This window comes from Bradyrhizobium pachyrhizi (assembly GCF_001189245.1).
Classification (GTDB): domain Bacteria; phylum Pseudomonadota; class Alphaproteobacteria; order Rhizobiales; family Xanthobacteraceae; genus Bradyrhizobium; species Bradyrhizobium pachyrhizi.
On the sequence record NZ_LFIQ01000088.1, the window covers coordinates 75341 to 97434 of the forward strand.

The 22094-nt window shown below is 65.8% G+C and carries 15 protein-coding genes and 1 pseudogene; 14 read left to right on the forward strand and 2 right to left on the reverse strand.

From position 1 onward, the window contains the following. Nucleotides 1–341: 341 nt before the first annotated feature. Nucleotides 342–1082, reverse strand: coding sequence for a FadR/GntR family transcriptional regulator (locus AKL29_RS20685; protein ID WP_063779921.1), 741 nt, complete (start codon nucleotides 1080–1082; stop codon nucleotides 342–344). Between the two features lie 161 nt (nucleotides 1083–1243). On the opposite strand from AKL29_RS20685, the gene AKL29_RS20690 reads away from it, so the two are divergent. From AKL29_RS20690 to AKL29_RS20740, 12 genes and pseudogenes are all read left to right on the forward strand, one after another. Beyond that, a complete protein-coding gene (locus AKL29_RS20690; RefSeq protein WP_050385414.1) occupies nucleotides 1244–2275 on the forward strand; it encodes a TRAP transporter substrate-binding protein in 1032 nt (343 codons plus the stop codon). A gap of 9 nt (nucleotides 2276–2284) precedes the next feature. After that, nucleotides 2285–4141: a TRAP transporter large permease gene (locus AKL29_RS20695; RefSeq protein ID WP_050385415.1), complete on the forward strand. Its 1857-nt coding sequence runs from the start codon at nucleotides 2285–2287 to the stop codon at nucleotides 4139–4141. Between the two features lie 12 nt (nucleotides 4142–4153). Next, a complete protein-coding gene (locus AKL29_RS20700) occupies nucleotides 4154–5137 on the forward strand; it encodes an NAD(P)-dependent oxidoreductase (protein WP_050385416.1) in 984 nt (327 codons plus the stop codon). 161 nt (nucleotides 5138–5298) lie between these two features. Next, nucleotides 5299–6495, forward strand: a complete 1197-nt coding sequence (locus AKL29_RS20705) for an ABC transporter substrate-binding protein (RefSeq protein WP_225164325.1) — start codon at nucleotides 5299–5301, stop codon at nucleotides 6493–6495. A gap of 19 nt (nucleotides 6496–6514) precedes the next feature. Next, nucleotides 6515–7372 (forward strand): branched-chain amino acid ABC transporter permease, encoded by an 858-nt coding sequence (locus AKL29_RS20710; RefSeq protein WP_050385417.1) that lies wholly within the window; start codon nucleotides 6515–6517, stop codon nucleotides 7370–7372. Next, entirely contained in the window at nucleotides 7372–9171 is a 1800-nt protein-coding gene (locus AKL29_RS20715; protein WP_050385418.1) for a branched-chain amino acid ABC transporter ATP-binding protein/permease, read from the forward strand. The genes AKL29_RS20710 and AKL29_RS20715 overlap by 1 nt, the downstream gene beginning before the upstream one ends. Then, nucleotides 9152–9898: an ABC transporter ATP-binding protein gene (locus AKL29_RS20720; protein WP_152977691.1), complete on the forward strand. Its 747-nt coding sequence runs from the start codon at nucleotides 9152–9154 to the stop codon at nucleotides 9896–9898. The genes AKL29_RS20715 and AKL29_RS20720 overlap by 20 nt, the downstream gene beginning before the upstream one ends. Before the next feature lie 224 nt (nucleotides 9899–10122). After that, nucleotides 10123–11406 (forward strand): annotated as a pseudogene (locus tag AKL29_RS45185) (adenylate/guanylate cyclase domain-containing protein); the annotation flags it as partial. Nucleotides 11407–12180: 774 nt separating this feature from the next. Continuing rightward, on the forward strand, nucleotides 12181–13362 hold the full coding sequence (locus AKL29_RS45190; protein WP_244482241.1) for a hypothetical protein: 1182 nt from the start codon (nucleotides 12181–12183) through the stop codon (nucleotides 13360–13362). A gap of 40 nt (nucleotides 13363–13402) precedes the next feature. Next, nucleotides 13403–14044, forward strand: a complete 642-nt coding sequence (locus AKL29_RS20730) for a hypothetical protein (RefSeq protein ID WP_050385421.1) — start codon at nucleotides 13403–13405, stop codon at nucleotides 14042–14044. Continuing rightward, complete coding sequence (locus tag AKL29_RS20735; RefSeq protein WP_028332501.1) at nucleotides 14004–14642, forward strand: hypothetical protein; 639 nt, start codon at nucleotides 14004–14006, stop codon at nucleotides 14640–14642. The genes AKL29_RS20730 and AKL29_RS20735 overlap by 41 nt, the downstream gene beginning before the upstream one ends. A 170-nt stretch (nucleotides 14643–14812) precedes the next feature. Next, entirely contained in the window at nucleotides 14813–16105 is a 1293-nt protein-coding gene (locus AKL29_RS20740) for an MFS transporter (RefSeq protein ID WP_050385422.1), read from the forward strand. A gap of 4 nt (nucleotides 16106–16109) precedes the next feature. On the opposite strand, the gene AKL29_RS20745 is transcribed toward AKL29_RS20740, so the two are convergent. Further along, the gene (locus AKL29_RS20745) at nucleotides 16110–16721 is read right to left on the reverse strand and encodes a TetR/AcrR family transcriptional regulator (RefSeq protein ID WP_050385423.1); all 612 of its coding nucleotides are present in this window, start codon (nucleotides 16719–16721) and stop codon (nucleotides 16110–16112) included. A 157-nt stretch (nucleotides 16722–16878) separates the two neighbouring features. Here AKL29_RS20745 and AKL29_RS20750 point away from each other — a divergent pair, with 157 nt between their 5' ends. Together AKL29_RS20750 and AKL29_RS20755 are read left to right on the forward strand one after the other, a co-directional pair. Continuing rightward, the gene (locus AKL29_RS20750; RefSeq protein ID WP_050385424.1) at nucleotides 16879–18111 is read left to right on the forward strand and encodes a cytochrome P450; all 1233 of its coding nucleotides are present in this window, start codon (nucleotides 16879–16881) and stop codon (nucleotides 18109–18111) included. Between the two features lie 200 nt (nucleotides 18112–18311). Further along, nucleotides 18312–22034 carry an AsmA family protein gene (locus AKL29_RS20755; protein WP_050385425.1) on the forward strand — a complete coding sequence of 1241 codons (3723 nt, stop codon included), beginning with the start codon at nucleotides 18312–18314 and terminating at the stop codon, nucleotides 22032–22034. Nucleotides 22035–22094 lie beyond the last annotated feature (60 nt).

A 22094-nucleotide genomic window follows, 5' to 3' on the forward strand; every position in this document is an offset into this window, starting at 1 on the left:
GGCAGCTCTGACGTGGCGGGCGCGGAATGACGGTGAGGTGAGCACGCTGCGCGGCTCCCGCTCCCGCAGGTGGGAGGGAACCCTTCCGGCGGTGCCTCGCTCACGCGTCAATCGCTGATGCGGATTTTGACCTGCAAGCGGCACCGCACATTCGCTGTCGTCCCGGCTTAGTTGCGCAGTTGCGCACGGGGGGCCGGGACCCATGACCACCGCTACCCATGGTTGCGCGACGCTGGAACGACGAGTCCGACTGACAACATCGGCCGCGGCGTATGGGTCCCTGCTTTCGCCAGGACGACCATGTGGAAGCAGTGAGCGCATCACGACCGCAGTCACCAACATCATCGGCGCTTGGCTGGACGTGGCGTGTCGAATTCCCGGCCACGGATTCGCACCAGGTCGTCGGCGGAATTCGTCAGCAGCACGACCGTGGCTGCGCGTGCCGTCTCCGCATCTCCGGCGGCGATCGCGTCCAGCACCGCGCGGTGCTCGCGCAGCGCCCGCGGACGGTGCGAGCCCGGCGCTGCGATCGTAAAACTCTGGCGCAGCGTGATCTCGAACATCTGCGCGATCGGCCAGAAGAACTCGTTGCGGGTGGCGAAATAGATCGCCTGGTGGAACGCGATGTCGGCGGCGACGAATTCCTCGTTGCTCTTCGCCGCGTCCATGCCGTCGCATCCGGCGCGGATGCGGGCGACGTCGACCTCCTCGGCATGGGTCGCCGCGAGCGCTGCCGCGGCCGGCTCGACCGCGGCGCGCAGCTGGAACAGCTTGGCGAGGTAACGGTCGATCTCCGCGGTCTCGAGGTGCCAGCGCAGCACGTCGGGATCGAGCTGATTCCACTGCTCGGGCGGCCGAACCCGCGTGCCGCTCTTGGGCCGCGACTCGATCAGGCCCTTGCCGGTCAAGGTGCGGATCGCCTCGCGCACCACGGTGCGGCTGACGTCCATCATCTCGCAGATCCGGATTTCCGGCGGCAGCGTTTCGCCGACGCCGATCTCGCCGCGCACGATGCTGCTGCCGACGCGGTCGGTGACCTGGCTGTGCACGCTTCGGCGCAACGCGTTGGATGTCTGGAACATCGAGGGCCTCGCTGCGGTCGCAGCCTGCGCCGCCGCCGAGCCGCGCCCTTGCACAACCGTATCTGTTTTGTCATACATTATGACAAATCGGCTGCCAAGCTCACGCCGTCAGGCGGGCGGCCAACACAACAAAAGATCCGTTCCCGGGGAGGAGCACCATCATGACGTCGAACCGCGTGAGCCGCCGCATTGTGCTGCAGTCGTCGGTCGCCGCGACCGCGTGGCTTGCCGCCGCGCCCGCCATCATCGGCCGCGCTGAGGCTGCCGTGATGAAAATGCGATGCTCGTCGTCGCTTCCGAACGATCCCAAATACGCCAATGGCCGCGTCTACTACGACAATCTGGCCAAGAGCCTGAAGGCGAACGGGCTCAGTGAGCAGATCGAGGTCACCTTCTTCCCCGACAACCAACTCGGCCAGGAGATCGACGTTATCAACTCGGTAAAGCTCGGGGTGATCGACCTGATGGTGTCGGGCTCGTCGATTTCGGCGAATCTCGTGCCGCTGGTCGGCACCTTCGACCTCGGTTACCTCTTCACCAGCTTCCAGCAGCAGACCAAGGCGTTCGACGCCGGCGCGGCGAAGCCGATCGAGGCTGCGCTGCTCAAGGGCGCCGGCATCCGCATCATCGCCTGGGCCTACAATTTCGGCGCCCGCAGCGTGCTGGCGAAGAAGCCGGTGAAGACGCCGGAAGATCTCGCCGGCCTGAAAATCCGCACCTTGCCCAATCCGATCATCACCGAGTGCCTGCGGCTGATGGGGGCCGCCGCAACGCCGCTGGCGTTCGGCGAGATCTATACGGCGCTGCAGGCCGGCGTGCTCGACGGCCTCGAGCACGATCCGCCGACCATCCTGGCGAGCAAGTTCTACGAGACGGCGAAGCACTATGCGCTGACCCAGCACATCTTCTCGCCGCTCGCGGTCTATTTCAGCGACACCAGCTTCAACCGCATGGCTCCCAAGCTGCGCGAAGGCTTTCTCGACGCGGCGAACAAGGCCGCGATCGACACCCGCGCGCACGGCCTTGCGGTGGAGAAGGAGGCGCTGGCGGCGCTGGTCGAGAAGGGCGTCACCGTCGTCGAATGCGACAAGGAGGCGTTCCGCAATCGCGTGCTGCCGCAGACCGACAATTTCATCAAGGCGCGGCCCGGGGCAAAGGCCGTCGTCGACCTGATCCGCGCCACCCAGTCCTGAGGTTGGCGCATGTCAGTCGCCGCAGTCGAGGCGAGAAGCAGCGCTGATCGGATCACGGCGCCGCTACTCGCCGTCAGCGACGCGATCGCCGCGCTCCTGCTTGCCGCCGATCTCGTGGTGGTCTGCGTCTCGGTGCTGGCCCGCTTCCTGTTCAATGCGCCGGTCGAATGGTCCGACGACGTCGCCCGCGGCCTGATGGTCGGGTCGAGCTTCTTCGGCGCGGCAAGCGCGCTCGCGCGCAGCGAAAATCTCGGCGTCGCCTTCTTCGTCAACATGCTGCCGCCGAACGTGCGGCGGGCCGTCGATGCGGTCGGTGCGCTGCTCGTCATGATCATTGCCGGCTATGTCGCGTTCAACGCCGTCAAGATGGGTTGGCTGACCACCGGCCAGACCTCCGGCTCCGGCCTGCCGCTGGAATGGACGTTCTATCCGATGGGCGTCGGCGCGGCGTTCATGACGATCTTCGCGTTCGAGACGTTCTGTGGCCGGCCGCTGCGCGACATGGCGGCAGGCATCGTCGCGACCGCCGTCATCGTCGGCCTTTATCTGGCCTGGGATGCGCTGGTACCAATGTCCGTGCCGTCGTCGCAGACATTGATGCTGATCGGCTTCTTCCTCACTTTGTTCGGCGGGCTGCCGATCGGCTTTGCGCTGGCGCTGGCGGCGCTGATCTTCATCTGGGTCGAGGGCACGCTGCCCGGCGTGATCTTCGCCCAGCAGATGGCGCGCGGCATCGACAATTTCGTGCTGCTGGCGATCCCGTTCTTCATTCTGGTCGGCTACCTGATGGAAGCCAACGGCATGTCGGTCCGGCTGATCGAGCTGCTGCAGCGCGCGGTCGGACGGATGCGCGGCGGGCTCAACGTCGTCATGGTGATGTCGATGGTGCTGTTCTCCGGCATCTCGGGCTCGAAGATGGCCGACGTTGCCGCGGTCGGCTCGGTGCTGATCCCGGCGGCGCGCCGCTCGCGGCAGAACCCGGGCGGGGCCGTGGCGCTGCTCGCCGCCTCCGCTGTCATGGCTGAGACCATTCCGCCCTGCATTAATCTCATCATCCTCGGTTTCGTCGCCAACCTCTCGATCGGCGGACTGTTCGTCGCCGGCATGTTGCCGGCCGCGCTGATGGCGCTGGCGCTGATTGCGGTGTCGATCATTTTCGGCAAGCGTCCCGCGGCGAACGTGGAAGCCGAGCCGCGCGCCGCGGTATCGGGACTCTGGACCGGTGCGATGGCCTCGTTCGGGCTGATCTTCATCATCTTCTTCGGCTTCAAGAGCGGCTTTGCCACCGCGACCGAAATCTCCGCCTTCGCCGCGGTCTACGCCATCGCCGTCGGCAGCCTGCTGTTCCGTGAGCTCGGTGCGAGGAGTCTGGCGCATTGCTTCGTGCAGTCGGCTGTTCGTTCGGGGCTGGTGCTGTTCATCGTCGCCGCGGCGCAGTCACTGGCCTTCATCCTGACGCTGCAGCAGGTGCCGCATGCCGTCGGCGACCTCATGCTGGCGATCTCGGGCAGCCACGGGGGCTTGCTGTTCATGCTGCTGTCGATCCTGGTGCTGGTGGTGATGGGCTCGGTGCTCGAAGGCGCCGCGGCTCTGATCATTTTCGGCCCGCTGCTGCTGCCGGTTGCCGTGAAGCTCGGCATCGATCCGCTGCATTTCGGCGTCGTGCTTGTGATCGCTATGGGGCTTGGGCTCTTTGCTCCGCCACTTGGCCTTGGGCTCTACGGCGCTTGCCTGATCGGCAACGTGCCGATCGAGCAGACCATCAAGCCGATCGCGGGCTATCTCGGCCTGCTGTTGCTGTGCCTGCTGGTGATCGCCTTCGTGCCGGCGATCAGCACGGCCTTGCCGCATGCGCTCGGCTACTAGGGGAGTGGGATCGTGAAGGTGCTGCTCGCCCATACCCCGCAGATGCGCCGCGACTATTACGGCGAGCGCAGCCTGAACGGCCTGCGTGCGGTCGCCGACGTCGAACTGCACGAGGGTGAGGAGGCGCTTGATGCGGCGGCGCTTGTCAAGGCCGCGGCCGATGTCGACATCATCGTCTCCGACCGCATGACGCAGGGGCGAGGGGAGATCTTTCCGCTTCTGCCGAAGCTGCGCGCGTTCGTGCGCTGCGCGGTCGACATTCGCAATATCGACGTCGCCGCAGCCTCCGCCGCCGGCGTGCTGGTGACGCACGCGAGCGCCGGCTTCGTCCAGTCGGTCGCTGAGCTCGCGCTCGGCTTCATGGTCGATCTGTCGCGCGGTGTCTCGCGCGCCACCGCGGATTATCACGCGGGCAGGGCGCCCGAGGTCGTGATGGGCCGCCAGCTTGCGGGAAGCACGATCGGCATCATCGGCTATGGCAGCATCGGGCGCTATTTTGCCGGGATCGCAAAGGTGCTCGGCATGAATGTGCTGGTCGCCGATCCCTTCGTGACGCCAGACGATGCGGCGATCGCGCATCTGCCGCTCGACGATCTGCTGGCGCGCGCCGACTACATTGTCTGTCTCGCGATCGCCAACGTGCAGACCGAGAACCTGATCGGGCAGGCCGCGCTGGCGCGGATGCCGAAGCACGCATTCTTCATCAACCTTTCGCGCGGAAACCTCGTCGACGAGGCGGCGCTGTCGGCCGCGCTGCGCGATGGCCGCATTGCGGGTGCCGCGATGGATGTCGGCCGCGCGCCGGACCAGATGCCGACGCCCGAGCTTGCAAGGCTGCACAATGTGATCGCAACGCCGCATGTTGGCGGCCTGACGCCGCAGGCGATCGAGCATCAGTCATCGGAGACGGTACGCCAGGTCGCGAAGATCGTTGCCGGCGAGATACCCGTCGGCGTGGTCAATGCCGGCTACTGGACGCGGCGGCCTCGGCCATGAAAGTTTGGCGAAGCCCAATGTCGTCCGCGGGGCTGGACAAGAGCTTCGCATCCGGCTCAGACTTGGCCCGCATAACCGCGGCCCCTGAGCGCGCGGACAATCAATGAACGGACGTCCCGCAACAAACGACGGGCGCCGAGAGGGAAACAGGGAGGCATCACATGGCTATTTCACGCCGTGACGTTTTGTTGGGCAGCGCCGGTGCATTGGGCGCCGCATCATTTTCCTTCCCAGCGCCTGCCATCGCACAGTCGGAACCGATCAAGATCGGCTGTCTCGCGGCGATCACCGGCCCGAGCTCAGCGCCGACGGTCGGCTTCAATCGCGGCGTCAACTTCGCGGTCGACGCCATCAACGGCGCCGGCGGGGTGAAGGGCCGCAAGATCGAGCTCGTGATGCGCGACACCCAGGGCGATCCGACCAAGGCGGTGAACGCCACGCAGGAGCTGATCAGCCAGGCCAAGGTGCACGCGATCTGGGGTCCGCTGAACTCGGGCGAGGCGCTGGCGACAACGCCGATCATGGCGCGCGCCAAGATGCCGGACCTGCATCCCTGCGTCGTCGAGACCCTGATCGACCCGGTCAAGTTCCCCAACGCGTTCCGCATCGCGCCGTCGAACAACCAATGGGACGACGCCGTGCGCAATTACTGTCTCAAGATCCTCAAGGTCAAGAAGGTCGCCGTGATCGGCGACACCACCGGCTATGGCGTCACCGCGGTCGGTGCCTCCGTCGCGGCGTTCAAGAAGGACGGCGCCGAGGTGGCATATCAGGCTAATATCGACGCCACGCAGCCCGACATGACGCCGGACATGCTGCGCGCCAAGAATGCCGGTGCGGAAGCGATCGTGGTGTGGAGCGTCTCGACCGGCATGGAGGCGCGCATGTTCAACACCCGCGCCGCGATGAACTGGGACGTGCCCTTTGTCGGGCATCCCTCGATGGCGTCGGGCGAGCTTGCGAGCCTGGTCGCCAAGCCGGAGAACTGGAAGAAGGTCTACGCGATCGGCTACAAGAGCTGCAGCTATGACGGCGCCGGCAAGCTGCCGCCGAAGAGCGCGGACCTGGTCGCGCGCCTGACCAAGGCCAACATCGCGCTGAACGACACGCTGTTGTGGTGGGTCGCGGGCGGCATCGATTGCATCGAGCTGATCGCCAAGGCGGTCGCCGAAAGCGGCTCGACCGACAGCGCCGGCATCATCAAGTACTGGAACACGCTGTCGACCTATCCCGGCTATTTCGGCAACTACCGCTTCTCGCCGACCGAGCACAATGGCTACCTGACCGAAGAGATCGTGATGTCGGAAGCCTCTACAGCCAAGGACGGCACCTTCGCGCTGGCGCCGGGGTACACATAGAAGGGCGAGGGCGCAGCCGATGCTGGCCTCGATCCTTGCATCCGGTCTCGCAGCGGGCGCGATCTACGCGCTCGTCGGCGTCACCTACAACACGATGTTCTCGACCTCGCGGGTGATGAGCTTCACCGCCGGCCAGCTGGCGATGCTGGGCGGCGTGTTCGGCTCGATGTTCACGCTGAAGCTCGGCCTGCCCATTGCCGTCGGCTTCGTGCTGACGCTGCTCTGCTGCGCGGTGATCGGAATCATCACCGAATTCGTCGCGGTGCGGCCGGTGCTCAAGAGCCTCGACCAGCATCTCTACGTGCTCTCGACCCTCGCGGTCGCGCTGATGATCCAGCAAATCACCGCGATCAAATGGGGCACCGAGCCGCAGCCGTTCCCGCGCATCGCAGGATTCGGCGAGGGCGTCCTCGATGAGAAATTCTGGCTGCCGGTCCTCGCCTGCGCCGTCACCATTGTCGGCCTTGAATATCTCTACCGCCGCACCCTGGTCGGCCGCGCGTTCCTGGCCATCGCTGAGGATAATTTTGCGGCACGGGCGCTCGGCCTGCCGGAGCGCAATCTGCGGGTCGCGAGCTACGCGCTCGCCGGCGTGGTCGGCGGCATCGCCGGATTTTCCGGCGGGCAGTTGCTGCTCGCCTTCTTCGCCAACGGCGCGCTGCTCAATTTCTACGGCTTCGTGCCGGTGGCGCTGGGCGGGCTCGGCAATAACAGAGGCGCGATCATCGGCGGGCTGGCGCTCGGCCTGTTCCAGCAGGCCGCGAACTTCCTGGTCGGCGGCATCTTCTCCTCGGTCGCGGTGTTCACGCTGTTCATCGTGGTGCTGCTCGCCGCGCCGCAAGGGCTGTTCGGCGCCTCGACCGCGCGGAGGGTGTGATGACGTCGGTCGTGGCCACTCCGTCCCGAGCCGACAGCGGCGTGTGGCGCGCCGCGCTGCCGCACGTCCTGCCGTTCCTCGGCATTCTGGTGGCGGCGGTGCTGCTGCCCTTCGTCAGCAACGATTACTGGGTGCTGATCGGCACCCGCATGGCGATCTACTGGGTGCTGGTGTCGGGCCTCAATCTGGTGGTCGGCTTCGCCGGTCACCTTGCGATCGGCTATGTCGCGCTGCTGACGCTCGGCGCCTATACGACGAGCGTGCTGGTTGCCGGCAACGTGATGCCGGCGATTCCGGTATTCGTAGCCTTGCCGATCGCCGGCCTCATCGGCGCGATCTTCGGCGTGGTCGTCGGCCTGCCGGCCCTGCGCCTACGCACCTTCTACTTCGCGATGTCGACGCTCGGCTTTGCGACCATCGTGACCCAGATCGCGCTGGCCTGGCAGAGCGTGACCGGCGGCGGCATCGGCATTGCCGGTCCGGAATTCCCGGCGCCGTTCAACACGCCGTGGGGCTTCTACGCCCTCTGCATCGCCTTCGCCGCGCTGACCACCTGGATGAGCGCCAATGTCGCGCGCAGCCGGTTCGGCCGCGCGCTGATCGCGGTGCGCGACGCCGAGGTCGCCGCCGAGGCCAGCGGCATCTCCAAGCCGAAAATGCTGATCGCGATCTTCCTGTTCGCCGGCGCGCTGGCGGCGATCGCCGGCGGATTGTTCGCGACCCTGCAGACCTACATCACGCCTGATGCGTTCACCTTCGATCTCTCGGTGCTGTTCTTCATCGCGATCCTGATCGGCGGCCGCGGCTCGATCCTCGGGCCCATGCTCGGCACCATCATCCTGACCATTCTGCCCGAGATCGCGGCGCCGCTCGCGGCGTGGTCGACCTTCCTCTACGCGGTGCTGCTGCTCATGATCGTGCTGGTGATGCCCGGTGGCATCGCGGCGTTGCTCGATTTCCGCAACCGTCGGCCGCTCGCCAGCAACCGCGCCATCGTTCCGCGTCCGGCCGCGCTCGCCGACATCGTGCGCCGCAGGGACGGCGGCAAGAAGCTGCAGCTGCGCGGCATCGCGCTGAGCTTCGGCAATGTGAAGGCGATCGACGGTCTCGATCTCGATATCGCGCCCGGCGCGATCCACGGGCTGATCGGACCGAACGGCAGCGGCAAGACCACGACGCTCAACGTGATCTCGGGCTATTACGCCGCCAAAGCCGGCACCATGACGCTTGGCGGCGAAGTCCTGGCCGCCGGCCAGCCGGTCAAGCGCGCCGCGTGCGGCATCGCACGCACCTTCCAGACGCCGCGCGTGATCGGCGAAGCCTCGGTGCTGGAGAACGTCATGATCGGCGGCTCGATCGAGGGCCGGGCCAATTTCGTCGAGGCGATGTTGGCATTGCCGCGCAACGGCGCCGACGAGCGTCTGCTAGCCGCCAAGGCGCACGCGCTGCTCGGCGTCGTCGGCCTCGAGGCGCTCGCCGACATACGCGCCGATCGCCTGCAGCACAGCGAACTGCGCTTCATCGAGATCGCGCGGGCGCTGATGCTCGATCCGGACTTCCTGCTGCTCGACGAGCCCGCCGCGGGTCTCTCCAATGACGAGATCGAGCGGCTCGCCAGCCTGATCGAGGCGGTCTGCGGCCGCGGTACCGGTGTGCTGCTGGTCGAGCACCATGCCGATCTGATCTTCGATATCTGCCACCAGGTCACCGTGCTCAATCTGGGCCGGACGCTGGCGGCGGGAACCCCGGCGGAGATTCGCGTCCACAAGGAGGTCGTCAGTGCTTATCTCGGCGGGTGAACCGTTGCTTGCGGTCAATGGGCTGCAGTCCGGCTACGGCAAGATCCGTGTGCTGCACGGCATCGACATCACGATTGCCGTCGGCGAGGTCGTGGCGCTGCTCGGGCCCAACGGTGCCGGCAAGACCACGCTGCTGCGCGCGATATCCGGACTGTTGCCCGTCACGGCCGGACAGGTCCGGTTCGGCGACCGCGACATGACCAATGCCACGCCGCGCGATGCCGCCCGGGCCGGGCTCGTGCATGTGATCGAGGGACATCGCGTGTTCACGCAGATTTCGGTGACCGACAATTTGCTGCTCGCAGGCTATGACCTGCCGCGCGCCGAGCGCGCCGTGCGCATCGAGGAGGCGTTGGCGTTCTTTCCCGAAATCGCCGAGAAGCGGCATGAACGCGGCGGCGCTCTGTCGGGCGGGCAGCAGCAGATGCTCACGGTCGCGCAGGGCCTGGTCCGCCGGCCGCGGCTGTTGATGCTCGACGAGCCGTCCGCGGGACTGTCGCCGGTGCTGGTCGATCGCGTCCTCAACGTCATCGGCCGGCTGCGCGAGCAGGGCACCTCCGTGCTGCTGGTCGAGCAGCTCTTGGAGAAGGCGCTCGCCTGTGCCGATCGCGTCTACGCGCTGGTGCAGGGTGCGATCGCGCTGGAGGCGCCGACCGGAGAGAGCGACCTCGCACATCGGCTCGAGCGCGCCTATTTCGGCCATGAGAGCCACGCGTTGCAGACCTAGCCAATGCAACCTATGTGCTTGATGCTAACAGTCCCGCAACTTGTGGTCGGATGCAGCGTCGGCTTCCGTTGTGGCGCAATCTGCACGTGCGTCATAAAATGGCACGACAGGTGCAGGCGGCTTTGCTAAGCTTCATAGCGATACCCTATTGTGGATCATTGTCGCGTTGTTTTTAGGACTTGTTGCGGTTGCCTGCGTCTGCAGCTCTCTTCAAGAGGCCTACGATGCAATGTTTGCGTTGCGGTTGTCAGAACAGGGCGACCAATGAGTATTGCGAAGGGTGCGGGGCCTCTCTCGGAATTACGTGTGAAGCTTGCGGCCACCTGAACGGATCAAGCAGCCGCTTTTGCGGAAGGTGCGGCGCTGCGTTGACGACGGCGATTGACGCGACCCAGGTTCAGCCGTCGCACGAGCATGCCCTGAGGAGCCTGCATGCCAAGGGTGGGGAGCGGAAGCGCCTCACGATCCTTTTCGCCGATATCAGCAACTCGACGGGAATCATCGATAGCCTCGGAGATCCCGAACTGGGCATGCGGCGCTTGCAGCCGGTGCTCGACCTGATGAACGAGGCGGTTCACCGCTACGGCGGCGTCGTCAACAAGGCCCAGGGCGACGGCGTCATGGCGATGTTCGGCGCCCCGCAGCCTCACGAGGATCACGCCGTTCGGGGCTGTCTCGCGGCGTTGGCGATGCAGGATGACGTCAAGCGGCTGCATGACGTCGATATGCAAATCCGCGTCGGCGTCCACACCGGTGAGGTCGTCTTCCAGGCCATCGAGCACGGCATCTATCAAACCTATGATGCCGCGGGCGCGAACGTGCACCTCGCCAGTCGACTGGAGCACCTTGCCGAGCCGGGCACCATTCTGGTCTCGAGGGAGACCCACGCTGTCGCGAAGCAGTTCGTGGAGGTGGAGTCGCTTGGCGAGCAGGCCATTCGGGGGCTCGCGGCGCCCGTCGAGGTGCTCAGGCTGAGGGGCCTTCAGCATGCGCCGTCGAGCGGTGTGTTCCGGACCGGACGACGGTTGAGTCCCTTGACCGGCCGCGCCGACGAGTTTGCGGCGCTGACGGCTGAACTCGAGAACACCCGCAAGGGAGATGGCCGGGCGATCGGTGTCGTTGGCGAAGCCGGCATAGGAAAGAGTCGCCTTTGTTTTGAATTTGCCGAGAGTTGTCGCAGCAAGGGCATCCGCGTCTTTGAGGCGCGTGTGCTCGCGCACGGGCGCGCAACGCCGTTTCAGCCGGTGCTGGCGCTGCTTCGGGATATTTTCGGGCTTCGCATCAAGGAGGAAGCGCCGGACGTTTCGCGCCGCCGTGTCTTCGACCGGTTGGCGGCAATGCCGGTCTCCGATCATCTGGCACCCGTGCTGCTGGAATTCCTCGGACTGGCGGACCCGCACCAGCCCGCGCCGAAACTGGATCCCAAGGCCCGCAAGGCCCAATTGCTCGATTTCGTCGGCGAACTGGTACGCGCCGCACCTCGTGACAATGTGACGGTCGTCCTGATCGACGATCTGCACTGGATCGATCCGGCGAGCGAGGAGTTCGTCGAGGCCCTTGCCGACGCCGTGGTCGGAACCACGACGATGCTGCTGGTCAATTTCAGGGCCGGATTGAGCGCGCCGCTGATGCAGCGGTCGCATTACCGGCAGATCAATATGGCTCCGCTTGGGCCCGCGGAGGCGCAATCGATCTTGCGCGATCATTTTGGTACCGACCCGTCTCTGGCGTTGTTGAGCCGGAATATCGTCGAGCGCGCGCACGGCAATCCGTTCTTCCTGGAAGAGCTCATGAGCGCCCTCGTCGAGCGTGGCGACTTCGAGGGCGAGAAGGGCGCGTACCGGCTGAAGGGCGGCATCGACACAATTCCGCTTCCGACGACCGTGCAGGCCGTGGTCGCGGCGCGCATCGATCGCCTCGACGAACACGCAAAGAGGGCCCTCGAGGTCGCCTCGGTTGCCGGGCGCGAGATTTCGTTGTCGGTTCTCGATGCCGTTGCCGGTCTGGCGAAGGCCGAGCTGCTGGAAGCCGTGGGACATTTGCGACGCGCCGAATTGCTCTACGACGTGCCTCCCTTTGAGCAGCGGCTGATCGCGTTTCGTCATCCGTTGATCCAGGAAGTCGCCTATCTGTCGCTGTTGCACGAACGGCGCCGCGAACTTCACGCCGCCGTCGCGCAGGCGATCGAGAAGTTGTTCAAGGATCGCGCCGAGGAACGGGCGTCGCTTCTCGCCTACCACTGGGAGCATGCCGGCGAACATTTGAAGGCGGCGCAGCAGCACATGCGCGCGGCGGTCTGGGTCGGCGCGAACGATCCCAGTCAGGCCTTGCGAAGCTGGAAGAAGGTGCGTGAACTCCTGACGCACCAGCCCCCGTCGCAAATGACCGACTACCTGAAGATGATGGCCTGTGGCCAGATCGTGAATTTCGGCTGGCGCGAGGGAATTTCCGCCGCCGATGCGCAGGTCTATTTCGAGGAAGCCCGCGGCCTCGCGCTCGCGATGGGGGACCTGCGCGCCAACACGCTGATTCACGCTGCCTACGGCCGGATTTTGGCGAATGGCGGCTCGGCCGACGAATATGTCGAGCGGGTGCTGGAAGCCAAGGCGCTTGCCGACACCGGCACCGACACCAGCGTCCAGGTCACGCTGAAGGCCATTCTCTGCCATGCGCTCCGGCTCTCCGGGCGGATGTCGGAGGCGCTGCAGATGAACATGGAGGCGGCCGCGCGCGCGTCGGAGATCGTGAAGTCGGACCGGGAGACGCTTGGATTCGACATCGAGGTCTGGTTGACTGCCATGCGCGGGCAGACGCTCGTGATGCTGGGGCGCGCGTCCGAGGCCCGGCCGCTGCTCGATCGCGTGCTGCAACTGGATGGCAGCCAGGTCGATGCCATTCACTACGTCATCCCGAGCCTTGCCTATGTCGACCTCGCTTGGTCCGAAGGCGACGACGGATTGGCCCAGCACCACGCCGATCGCGCCTTCTCGCTCGCGGTCAAAAGCGGCAATCCATATTTGCGCGTCTACGCGCAGGCCAGTCGCGGCCTGTCCCATATGGTGGCAGGCCGGATCACATCATCGATCGAGGATCTGACGGCCGCGCTCGACTTCGCGCGAACCCGCAAGGCCGGCCTCGAAAACGAAGCGCGGATTCTCGCCGATCTGGCGAACGCGTATCGACGGAAGGGAGATGCGGCCGCAGCGTTGTCCGCCGTTGACGAGGCGATTGCGGTTGCGGTCAAGCGGCACGCGCGCATTCCGGAATGCCTTGCCCGGTCGGTTCGCGCCGATCTGCTGCTGCGCTCCGGGCGCAGCGGTGAGGCCGAGGAGGGCACGAAGGAACTGGACCGCGCGACCGCGCTGCTTCACGAGACCGGCGCGATGATCTTCGCGCCCTTTGTCGGTGGCGCGGGAAAGACGGTCAAAGCGAATCGAAGTTCGAACGAAGCCAATAATATTTGAGTTGCGAGTGAAATTGTTCTGATCCCATTCGGATGATCTCATGTTGTTCGCGAATGTGACGGGCGAACCGGTCGGCAAAGGAAGCGCCCGCGCGTGCAGGGACGCGCTCCTTTGCGACATCCTGGCCGATTTCAGGCGTGCGTTTCCCGATCTGCTTTTCGAACTCGACGAAGGAAGCGCGACCGTCAATGCTCAGGCCTTCATTCGTGGCGACGATCGCGTCGTGCGGATCTATGGCGGACTGGCTTACCACGCGGCGATGAACGCGGACGGCCTGGTTTTCGCCCTGCTGCACGAGGTCGGACACCATCTGTCGAAAGGCGGTCGGCTCGCCGCCAATTCCGAGCTCGGTTGCGAGTGCGCGGCGGACCGCTGGATTCTCGCCAAGGGCGCAGCCCGGCTGCGCAAGCAGACCGGGCGCACGCTCTCGATTGAGCGCGCGGTATCGAGCATCGAGCAATTGACGGCGCTTGCCGCCTGCGGCCTGGGAGCTCGCAAGCGCGGTCCAAGCGTGTGCTGGGCCGATCATTGGCCAAGGCGCAAACATGTACTGGTTCGACCGGAGGCCGCGCCGGCAATTCCGCGGTGCTATCTGTCCAAGTTTTTACGACTGAATCAAATTGCACAAAGGGAGACGACAAATGGGTGCGCTACTTCCCGTCGGCAGCGGTCCCGACGCTGAAATCGTGGACCGGCTGAATGAACTCTTCAGCGGCAAGGATCTGACTACTCTTCGCAAGCACAACAAGAAAGAAAAGTTGTTTGATCCGAGCCATAGGTTACGGCGCGTGGCGTTCCGCATCGGTGCCTATCCGAGCAAGGATTACGGGAAGGATGATGCCAAGCGGAAATGGTTCTTCTTCCTCCACCATGTGCTGCCTCAGGAGACGCAGGACGCGATCAAGAAGATCCTGGGCGACGCGATGACCCGAACCGTGATCAAGGCGGTGAAGTTCTCGGTCGAGGAAAACAGCGTGGTGACCCATCCGCATCTGTTTCCGAGCAATAACGAGCCGCTCGCGAACTACCTGAATGGGGCCGGCACCGCCTATCTTGTCCATCTGGTCGTGCAGGGGCCGATGGATGACAGCGCCGAAGATCCGCCCGGCGACAGCGACCCGGACAACGGTGAACAGCCGATCGCCTGGCCCGAGCTTTCGCTCCGGAGGCCAACGTTCAGGCGCACCAAATCAGGCGGCGGGAAGCGCGCCGGCAAGAAGAAGGCCGTTAGCAAGAAGAAGGCAGCCAAAAAGGCGGCCAAGCGTCCGCGCAAGCGTTGACGAGGCGGTCACGGCGGTTGATTGTGGCGGCAAGGGCCGACGGATGCGTCGGCGCTTCTGTCTCCAGGTCGTCCTGAAATCTGGCTGGTGGCAGCGCCTGCTGCCGGCTGCCCAAAGTCCGCTACGGCGCCGGTCCAGCCTGTTCCGTTGCGGATGGACTGCTGCCTCCGATGCGACTTCCCTTTTTCTACGGCTGGATCATCGTCGCGGTGACCTTCGTCACCATGGCGATCGGCGTCAACGCGCGTACGGCGTTCTCGCTGTTCTATCCGCCGATCATCTCGGAATTCGGCTGGGAGCGCGGCATTACGGCGGGCGCTTTCTCGTTCGGCTTTGTCGCCTCGGCGATCGCAAGTCCGCTGATCGGCCGGTTGATGGACCGCGGCGGTCCGCGCGCGGTGATGGAGCTTGGCGTCCTCTTGATGGGCTCGGGACTACTGCTGGCGCCGCTGACGACGCAGCCCTGGCACCTCTATCTCACGATCGGCGTGCTGGTCGGCGCTGGCAGCGTCTGCCTCGGCTATTCCGGACAATCGCTGTTCGTGCCGAACTGGTTCCTCCGCCGCCGCGGACTTGCGATCGGGCTCGCCTTTGCCGGCGTCGGCATCGGCTCGGTGACGCTGCTGCCGTGGGTGCAGCACATGATCGAGCACACCGGTTGGCGCACCGCCTGCACCGCAATGGGGATCGTGGTGCTGGTCGTGCTGGCGCCGATCAATCTCTTGCTGCACAAGCGGCCGGAGGACATCGGTCTGCAGCCGGACGGCGATGCCGCGCCGACGGCGACGTCGGCCAGGCCGGCATCGAATATCGTCGACCCCGTGTGGGCTGGCACAGACTGGACGCTGTCGCGTGCGCTGCGCACCGCGCGGTTCTGGTGGATCGCGATCGGCTATTTCTGCGGCCTGTACATCTGGTACGCGGTGCAGGTGCATCAGACCAAATTCCTGCTCGACATCGGCTTCAGCTCCAATGTCGGGGTCTGGGCGCTTGGCGTCGTCAGCCTGCTCGGCATTCCCGGCCAGATCTGGCTCGGGCATCTTTCCGATCGCATCGGCCGGGAATGGGTGTGGGCGATCTCCTGCTTCGGCTTCGTGATCTGCTTCGCCGCGCTCGCCGCGCTGAAATACTGGCCGAGCATGGCGTTGATCTATCTCATGGTGTTTACCCAGGGCGCGCTCGGCTATGGCCTGACTTCGGTGATGGGGCCGGTGGTGCTCGAGATCTTCCAGGGCAAGCATTACGGCAGCATCTTCGGCACCGTGATGCTGGCTGCGCTCGCCGGCGGCGCCGCGGGCCCCTGGATCACCGGCCAGCTCTATGATCTCTCGGGCAGCTATACCAGCGCCTTCCTGCTCGGGATCGCCGTCAGCCTGCTGTCGGCATTTGCGATCTGGCAGGCCTCGCCCCGCAAGGTCCGCGCCGTCGCCGGACAGATGCACAAGGTCGCAAGCGCGGCCTGACGCGTCAGGCCGCCGAAACGCCGATCGCGCGCTGCAGGTCGGTGATCGCGCGCAGGCAGCTGTCGGCGGGGGTGGTTTCCGGATCGATCAGGCGGTGCAGGCGGAAACCATCTTCCAGCGCCAGCACGATCGCTCCGGTCCAATCCGGATCGAGTCTGCCGTTCCTGCCGCTATTCTTCTGCGCAGTCGTGACGATGTCGGCGATCAGCTTGCGCCGCGCGCGCAGGCGCTTGGCGAGCTCGGGCCGGCGCTTCTCGGCGCGCGCCACGAACAGGATCATCTCCATGTGCAGGAGAGGGGAACGGCCGAGCGGATCCTGCCGGCTGCGATCCATGGTGCGCAGCGCCTCGAGGAAGTCGGCCAGGTTGCTGTGCCGGGCGAGCAAATCGAGATTGCGCCGGATCGATTGCTCGACGTGATCCTCGAGCATCGCGAAGATCAGCTCGTCCTTGCTCTTGAAGTTGGAATAGAAGGCGCCGCGGGTGAAGCCCGCCGCGGCCGCGATCGCCTCGATGCTGGCGCCGCCGATGCCCTGTTCCTCGAACACCCGCGCCGCCGCCTCGAACAGCTTCTCGCAGGTGTCGTCCCGTGTCGGTCTGGTTCGAACCCTTGACATCGGCGCATTTTAGGGCACAATGCAACTCGATACAAGAGTGTATCGAGTTGCATTCGACAGAACCAGAACAACCGCATCCGTGATGATGCGGTCTTGAGGATGACACCAGGGCACCCCAGGCTTTAGGGCAACGGCGTAGCGAGCGAACGAGGTCACCATGAACGAGCAAGTTCAGCCGGCGAGCGGCGAGCCGCTTTTCAATCCACTGGCGCCTGAATTCATTCGCAATCCCTATCCGTATTACGAGCGGCTGCGCCGCCTCGATCCGATGCATGTCAATGTGCACGGCGCCTTCGTCGCCAGCCGGCACGCCGAGGCGAGCCTCGTGCTGCGCGACAAGCGGTTCGGCAAGGATTTTGCCGAACGCTCGATCCGCCGCTACGGTCCGAAGATCATGGAGGAGCCGGTCTTCCGCAGCATGAGCCACTGGATGCTGCAGCAGGATCCGCCCGACCACACCCGCCTGCGCGGCCTTGTCGTCAAGGCCTTCACCGCGCGGCGGGTCGAGGACATGCGGCCGCGCATCCAGCACGTCGTCGACGAGACGCTGGACCGCATCATTCCGCAAGGCAAGATGGACCTGATCGAGGATTTCGCGTTCCGCCTGCCGGTCACGATCATCTGCGACATGCTTGGCATCCCCGAGGAACACCGCGAGGCCTTCTACAACGGTTCGCGCGATGGCGGCCGCATCCTCGAGCCGGTGCCGCTGACGCCTGAAGAAATCAAGCAGGGCAACGCCGCCAATGCGATGGCGGCAATGTATTTCCATCAGCTGTTCGAGCTGCGCCGCAAGCAGCCCGGCGACGACCTCACCACCCAGCTGGTGCAGGCCGAAGAGGACGGCCAGAAGCTCACCAACGAGGAACTGACCGGCAACATCATCCTGCTGTTCGGCGCCGGCCACGAGACGACCGTGAACCTGATCGGCAACGGCCTGCTGGCGCTGTTCCGCAACCCCGACCAACTCGCGCTGCTGAAGGCCAATCCCGGTCTGATCACCAATGCGATCGAGGAGTTCCTGCGTTACGATTCCTCGGTGCAATTGACCGGCCGTGTCGCGCTGGAGGACATCGACGACCTCGGTGGCAAGCGCATCCCGAAGGGCGAGAGCGTGCTGTGCCTCCTGGGCTCGGCCAATCACGACGAGGCTGTCTACCCCGATCAGCCCGAAAGGCTCGACATCCGGCGGCCGAACGTCAAGCCGCTGTCGTTCGGTGGCGGCATCCATTTCTGCCTCGGCGCCCAGCTGGCGCGGATCGAGGCCGAGATCGCGATCTCGACACTGCTGCGCCGGATTCCCGACCTGCGGCTCGATGACGCGGAAAATCCGGAGTGGCGGCCGACCTTCGTGCTGCGCGGGCTGAAGCGGCTGCCGGCGAGCTGGTGACGTCCCCGCGGGTCAGCGATCCGCGGCGGGGCCGGCACACGCACGCTTGAACGGGAAATCAACCATCTGTCCAGAGTCCCAGCAGTAAACCGGCTGTGACTTCGCCGTACTTGTCTCTATATTTGGGTTGCTCCGGCCAGAGGTTGGCACAGGGTTCAGCATGAGGAGGCTGCCCCGGAGCTGGCTCAAAGGGAGACACCGTGCAGACGACGCTGCTCGGCCTGGCAATTGCCTTCATTCTTGCACTGGTCGCGGCGCTGGTCGGTCCATATTTCGTTGACTGGAACCAGTTCCGGCCGCAGTTCGAGGCGGAGGCGTCCAAGATCATCGGCGTGCCGATTCGCGTCGCCGGCAATCTCGACGCGCGGCTGCTGCCGGCGCCCTCGCTGCGGTTGAAGACGGTCACCGTCGGCGGCGCCAACGACCTCGGCAAGATTCGGGCTGCCAATCTCGACGTGGAGTTCAGCCTGAGCTCGCTGATGCGTGGCGAGTGGCGCGCGAACGAGCTCACCATCAACGGCGTGTCGCTCGATCTCGGGCTGGACCCGAAAGGGCGGATCGACTGGTCGCCGTCGAGCGGGAGCTTCAACCTCGCTTCGCTGGCGATCGACCGACTCAACCTGACCGGCCGCATCGCGCTACATGATGCCGCGAGCCGCAGCACGCTCGAGCTGAACGACGTTGCCTTCAGCGGCGACGTCCGCTCGCTTGCCGGTGCGATCCGCGGTGACGGCAATTTCATGTTCGACGGCAACCGTTACCCGTTTCGGGTCTCCTCGGGGCAAAGCGCCGATGGCAGCGGCACCCGCCTGCACTTCAGCATCGATCCCGGGCAGCGGCCGGTGTCGGCCGATCTCGACGGCATCCTGACCTTCGAGGCTCGCGCGCCGCGGTTCGAGGGCATGCTGACGCTGGCGGGGGCGCCCGGTCAGCGCGGCGGCGATGCGCCCCCATGGCGGATCGCGGCCAAGGTGAAATCGGACTATTCGACGGCACGGCTCGACCAGATCGAATTGAGCTATGGCGCAGAGGACCGTGCGCTGAAGCTCGCCGGCAACGGCGATCTGCGTTTCGGTGCGTCGCCGCTGCTGCGCGCCTCGCTTACGGCGCGGCAGCTCGACGGCGACAAGTTCGCCGCCAAGGACAGCGCCAAGGACGGCAGCAATGGCAATGTCGAGCCGGTCCGCGTGCTGCCGGCCATGCGCGCGGTGTTGTCGGGTCTTCCGCAAAGCCCGATGCCGGCGCAGCTGGAGCTGGCGTCCGAGCAGATCATGCTCGGCGGCCGTCCGTTGCAGGACATCTCGGCGGAGCTGCGATCGGACGCGAAATCCTGGACGGTGCGCCGGCTGGAATTTCGCGCGCCGGGATCCACGCGTGTCTCGATGAGCGGTGCCAGCGCGCAAGCTGGAGCGGCGAACAGCTTCAAGACCGCGCTCAACATCGAATCGTCCGATCCCGACGCGCTGATGACCTGGCTGCAGGGGCGCGGCGACGTCACCTATCGCAGCCAGAAGCCGCTGCGGTTGCGCGGCGACGTCATGGTGTCGCCATCAGGCTTTTCGATCGACGCGATGAAGGCGGAGATCGAGGGCGGCACCCTCGAGGGCCGCGTCGCGGTTACGCACCGCGAGGCGACAAGCGGGTCGAAGGTCGAGGCGCAGTTGAAGGCGGAGCGGCTCGATCTCGACGCGACCGCGGCATTGATCCGCTCGCTGGCCGGTCCGCAAGGCGAATGGCCCGACGAGGCGCAGCTGTCGCTCGACGTCGGGCGCGCGGTCTCTTCCGGGCAGGAGTTGCGACCGCTGCTGGCGAAGATCGCCTATAGCCCAAAGAATATCGTGCTCGAGCGCGTCAAGATCGGTCAGCCCGACAATGTCACGCTGGACGGCAGCGGCAATTTCGACCGCGCTAATTCGACCGGCAAGCTCGCGGTCGACGCGACCGCCGCGTCGCTTGGCCGGCTGACCGCTGTGTTTCAGCCGTTCGCGCCAGCGCTGGCCGCGCGGCTTGGCGTGCTCCGCGTGGATGCCGGCCCGGTTCGCGCCAGGCTCGCGCTCGACCTCGGCAAGGGCAAGGCCGCCGATCGCGTCAGCGCGCGCGCGACGCTCGATCTCGACACGCCGCAGCTCAAAGGCAACACGGTGATCTCGGCGACGCCGCAGGTGGCTGCAATCCGTGCGCTGGATTTCGATGCACTTCGCCGCAACGAGGTTGCAGCGGAGACGAAATTCTCGGCAGGCGATGGCAACGCTTTGCTGGCGCTGCTTGGGCTTGACCATGCGGTCGCAGCCGGTGCCGGTTCGACGCAGTTCGAGGGCACGGCGATCGGCGCGTGGCGCGCGCCGTTGCGGCTAAAGGCAAGGCTCTGGGGCGCAGGGCTGGACGCGGATGCCGAAGGGACCGCGGAGCCTTGGACCAAGGACGGGGCCAGCGAGAGTAAATCGAGCATTAGCCTCCGCGTTCGCAGCGCCGACATCAGTCCGCTGCTCAATCTGAAACCAGCCGACCCGGTCGCAAACATCCGCCTGTCGTCGAAACTGACGCTCGCGGGCGACAGGCTGACCTTCGACGATCTCGACAGCATCATCGCCGGTTCACGGCTGCGCGGCCATCTGGCGCTGACGCTCGCCGATCAGAAAAGCGTCGACGGCGAAGTCGGTCTCGATCAGATCACGCTGGCGCCGATTTTCGCGGCCGCGATCGGCGCGGCAGGTCACGATGCGACGGAGCCGCTCGGCCAGGGCCTCACGAGCGCTTGGCGCGGCAAGGTCACGTTCGAAGCGCTGCATGGCCTGCTGCCGGGTGGCGCCGAGCTGCAGCCGGTCAGAGGCACCATCAGATCGGACGGGCAGTCGCTGACCTTCGACGGCATCAAGGGCAAGATCGGCGGCGGCGAGGCGACTGCCACCATCGATGCGCGACAGGGCGCCAACGGACTTGCGCTCAGCGCCAATGTGCAGCTGTCCGGCATCGACAGTTCAGCCTTGCACTACCGCAGTCTCGCGATGCCCAAGGGACGCGCCTCGATGCAGATGACGCTGTTGACGCAGGGCCGCAGTGCCTCGGCGTTGACCGGCGCGCTGTCCGGCAGCGGCACCGTGACGCTGGAGGGGCTCAGCCTTCCGGGCCTCGATCCGCGCGCCTTCGAAGTTGCGATCCGCGCCAGCGATTCCGGGCAGGCGACCGACGACACGCGGCTGCGGCAGATCGTCGAACCGGTGCTCGCGAGCGGCGCGCTGTCGATTGCTTCGGCGCAAATTCCCTTCAACATCCGCGACGGCCGCCTCCGGGTCGGCGCCACCACGCTCGCGGCGAACGGCGCCAATGCGATCGTATCCGGCGGCTACGACATTCCGGCCGACCAGGCCGACATCCGCGCTGCCCTGGCATCGACGCAGGTCGGCACGGCCAACAGCCGACCGGAAATCCAGCTGCTTGCCGTGGGCACGCCCGACGGATTGTCGCGCAGTATCGACATTGCGGCGCTGTCGTCGTGGCTTGCGGTGCGCGCGATCGATCGGGAGACCAAGCGGCTTGACGCCATCGAGCGCGGCGAAGCGGCGCCGCCGCCGACCCAAACGGCGCTTCCGCATCCGGCCGAGCCGGCTCCGGATGCATCCAATCCCAATTCGGCAGGAGTGCCTTCCGCCAACTTGCCGGGGCCTGGCCCTGATCCGCGCCGCGTTCCGGCGAAGCCTAGGATCGTGGCGCCGCGGCCGCCGACTGTCCCGCCGGTCGCCACGGCACCCCCCATTGCGCCGCCCGCGTCGGTTGCGAGCCAGCCGCAGCTGGCGCCGCTGCCACCGCTGATCGAGGTCAAGCCGGCGCCCGGCGTGGCCAGGCCACCAAAGCCGCTGCGGCCGCCGCTATCGCTGACGCCGCAGGTCGCCAATCCACCGCAGCGGCCGGCGCTGCAGAACTAAACGCGCTTTCAAGCGAAGTGGGCACCGGTTCGCGTCAAGAAAGCGCGTCAAACGAAGCGC

What these genes read in the sequence shown, in the direction of transcription:
- AKL29_RS20735 (WP_028332501.1), top strand. Translation starts at nt 14,004, where the DNA reads ATGGGTGCGCTACTTCCCGTCGGCAGCGGTCCCGACGCTGAAATCGTG.
- AKL29_RS20730 (WP_050385421.1), top strand. Translation starts at nt 13,403, where the DNA reads ATGTTGTTCGCGAATGTGACGGGCGAACCGGTCGGCAAAGGAAGCGCC.
- AKL29_RS20750 (WP_050385424.1), top strand. Translation starts at nt 16,879, where the DNA reads ATGAACGAGCAAGTTCAGCCGGCGAGCGGCGAGCCGCTTTTCAATCCA.
- AKL29_RS45190 (WP_244482241.1), top strand. Translation starts at nt 12,181, where the DNA reads ATGCGCGCGGCGGTCTGGGTCGGCGCGAACGATCCCAGTCAGGCCTTG.
- AKL29_RS20715 (WP_050385418.1), top strand. Translation starts at nt 7,372, where the DNA reads ATGACGTCGGTCGTGGCCACTCCGTCCCGAGCCGACAGCGGCGTGTGG.
- AKL29_RS20705 (WP_225164325.1), top strand. Translation starts at nt 5,299, where the DNA reads ATGGCTATTTCACGCCGTGACGTTTTGTTGGGCAGCGCCGGTGCATTG.
- AKL29_RS20745 (WP_050385423.1), bottom strand. Translation starts at nt 16,721, where the DNA reads ATGTCAAGGGTTCGAACCAGACCGACACGGGACGACACCTGCGAGAAG.
- AKL29_RS20710 (WP_050385417.1), top strand. Translation starts at nt 6,515, where the DNA reads ATGCTGGCCTCGATCCTTGCATCCGGTCTCGCAGCGGGCGCGATCTAC.
- AKL29_RS20695 (WP_050385415.1), top strand. Translation starts at nt 2,285, where the DNA reads ATGTCAGTCGCCGCAGTCGAGGCGAGAAGCAGCGCTGATCGGATCACG.
- AKL29_RS20740 (WP_050385422.1), top strand. Translation starts at nt 14,813, where the DNA reads ATGCGACTTCCCTTTTTCTACGGCTGGATCATCGTCGCGGTGACCTTC.
- AKL29_RS20685 (WP_063779921.1), bottom strand. Translation starts at nt 1,082, where the DNA reads ATGTTCCAGACATCCAACGCGTTGCGCCGAAGCGTGCACAGCCAGGTC.
- AKL29_RS20690 (WP_050385414.1), top strand. Translation starts at nt 1,244, where the DNA reads ATGACGTCGAACCGCGTGAGCCGCCGCATTGTGCTGCAGTCGTCGGTC.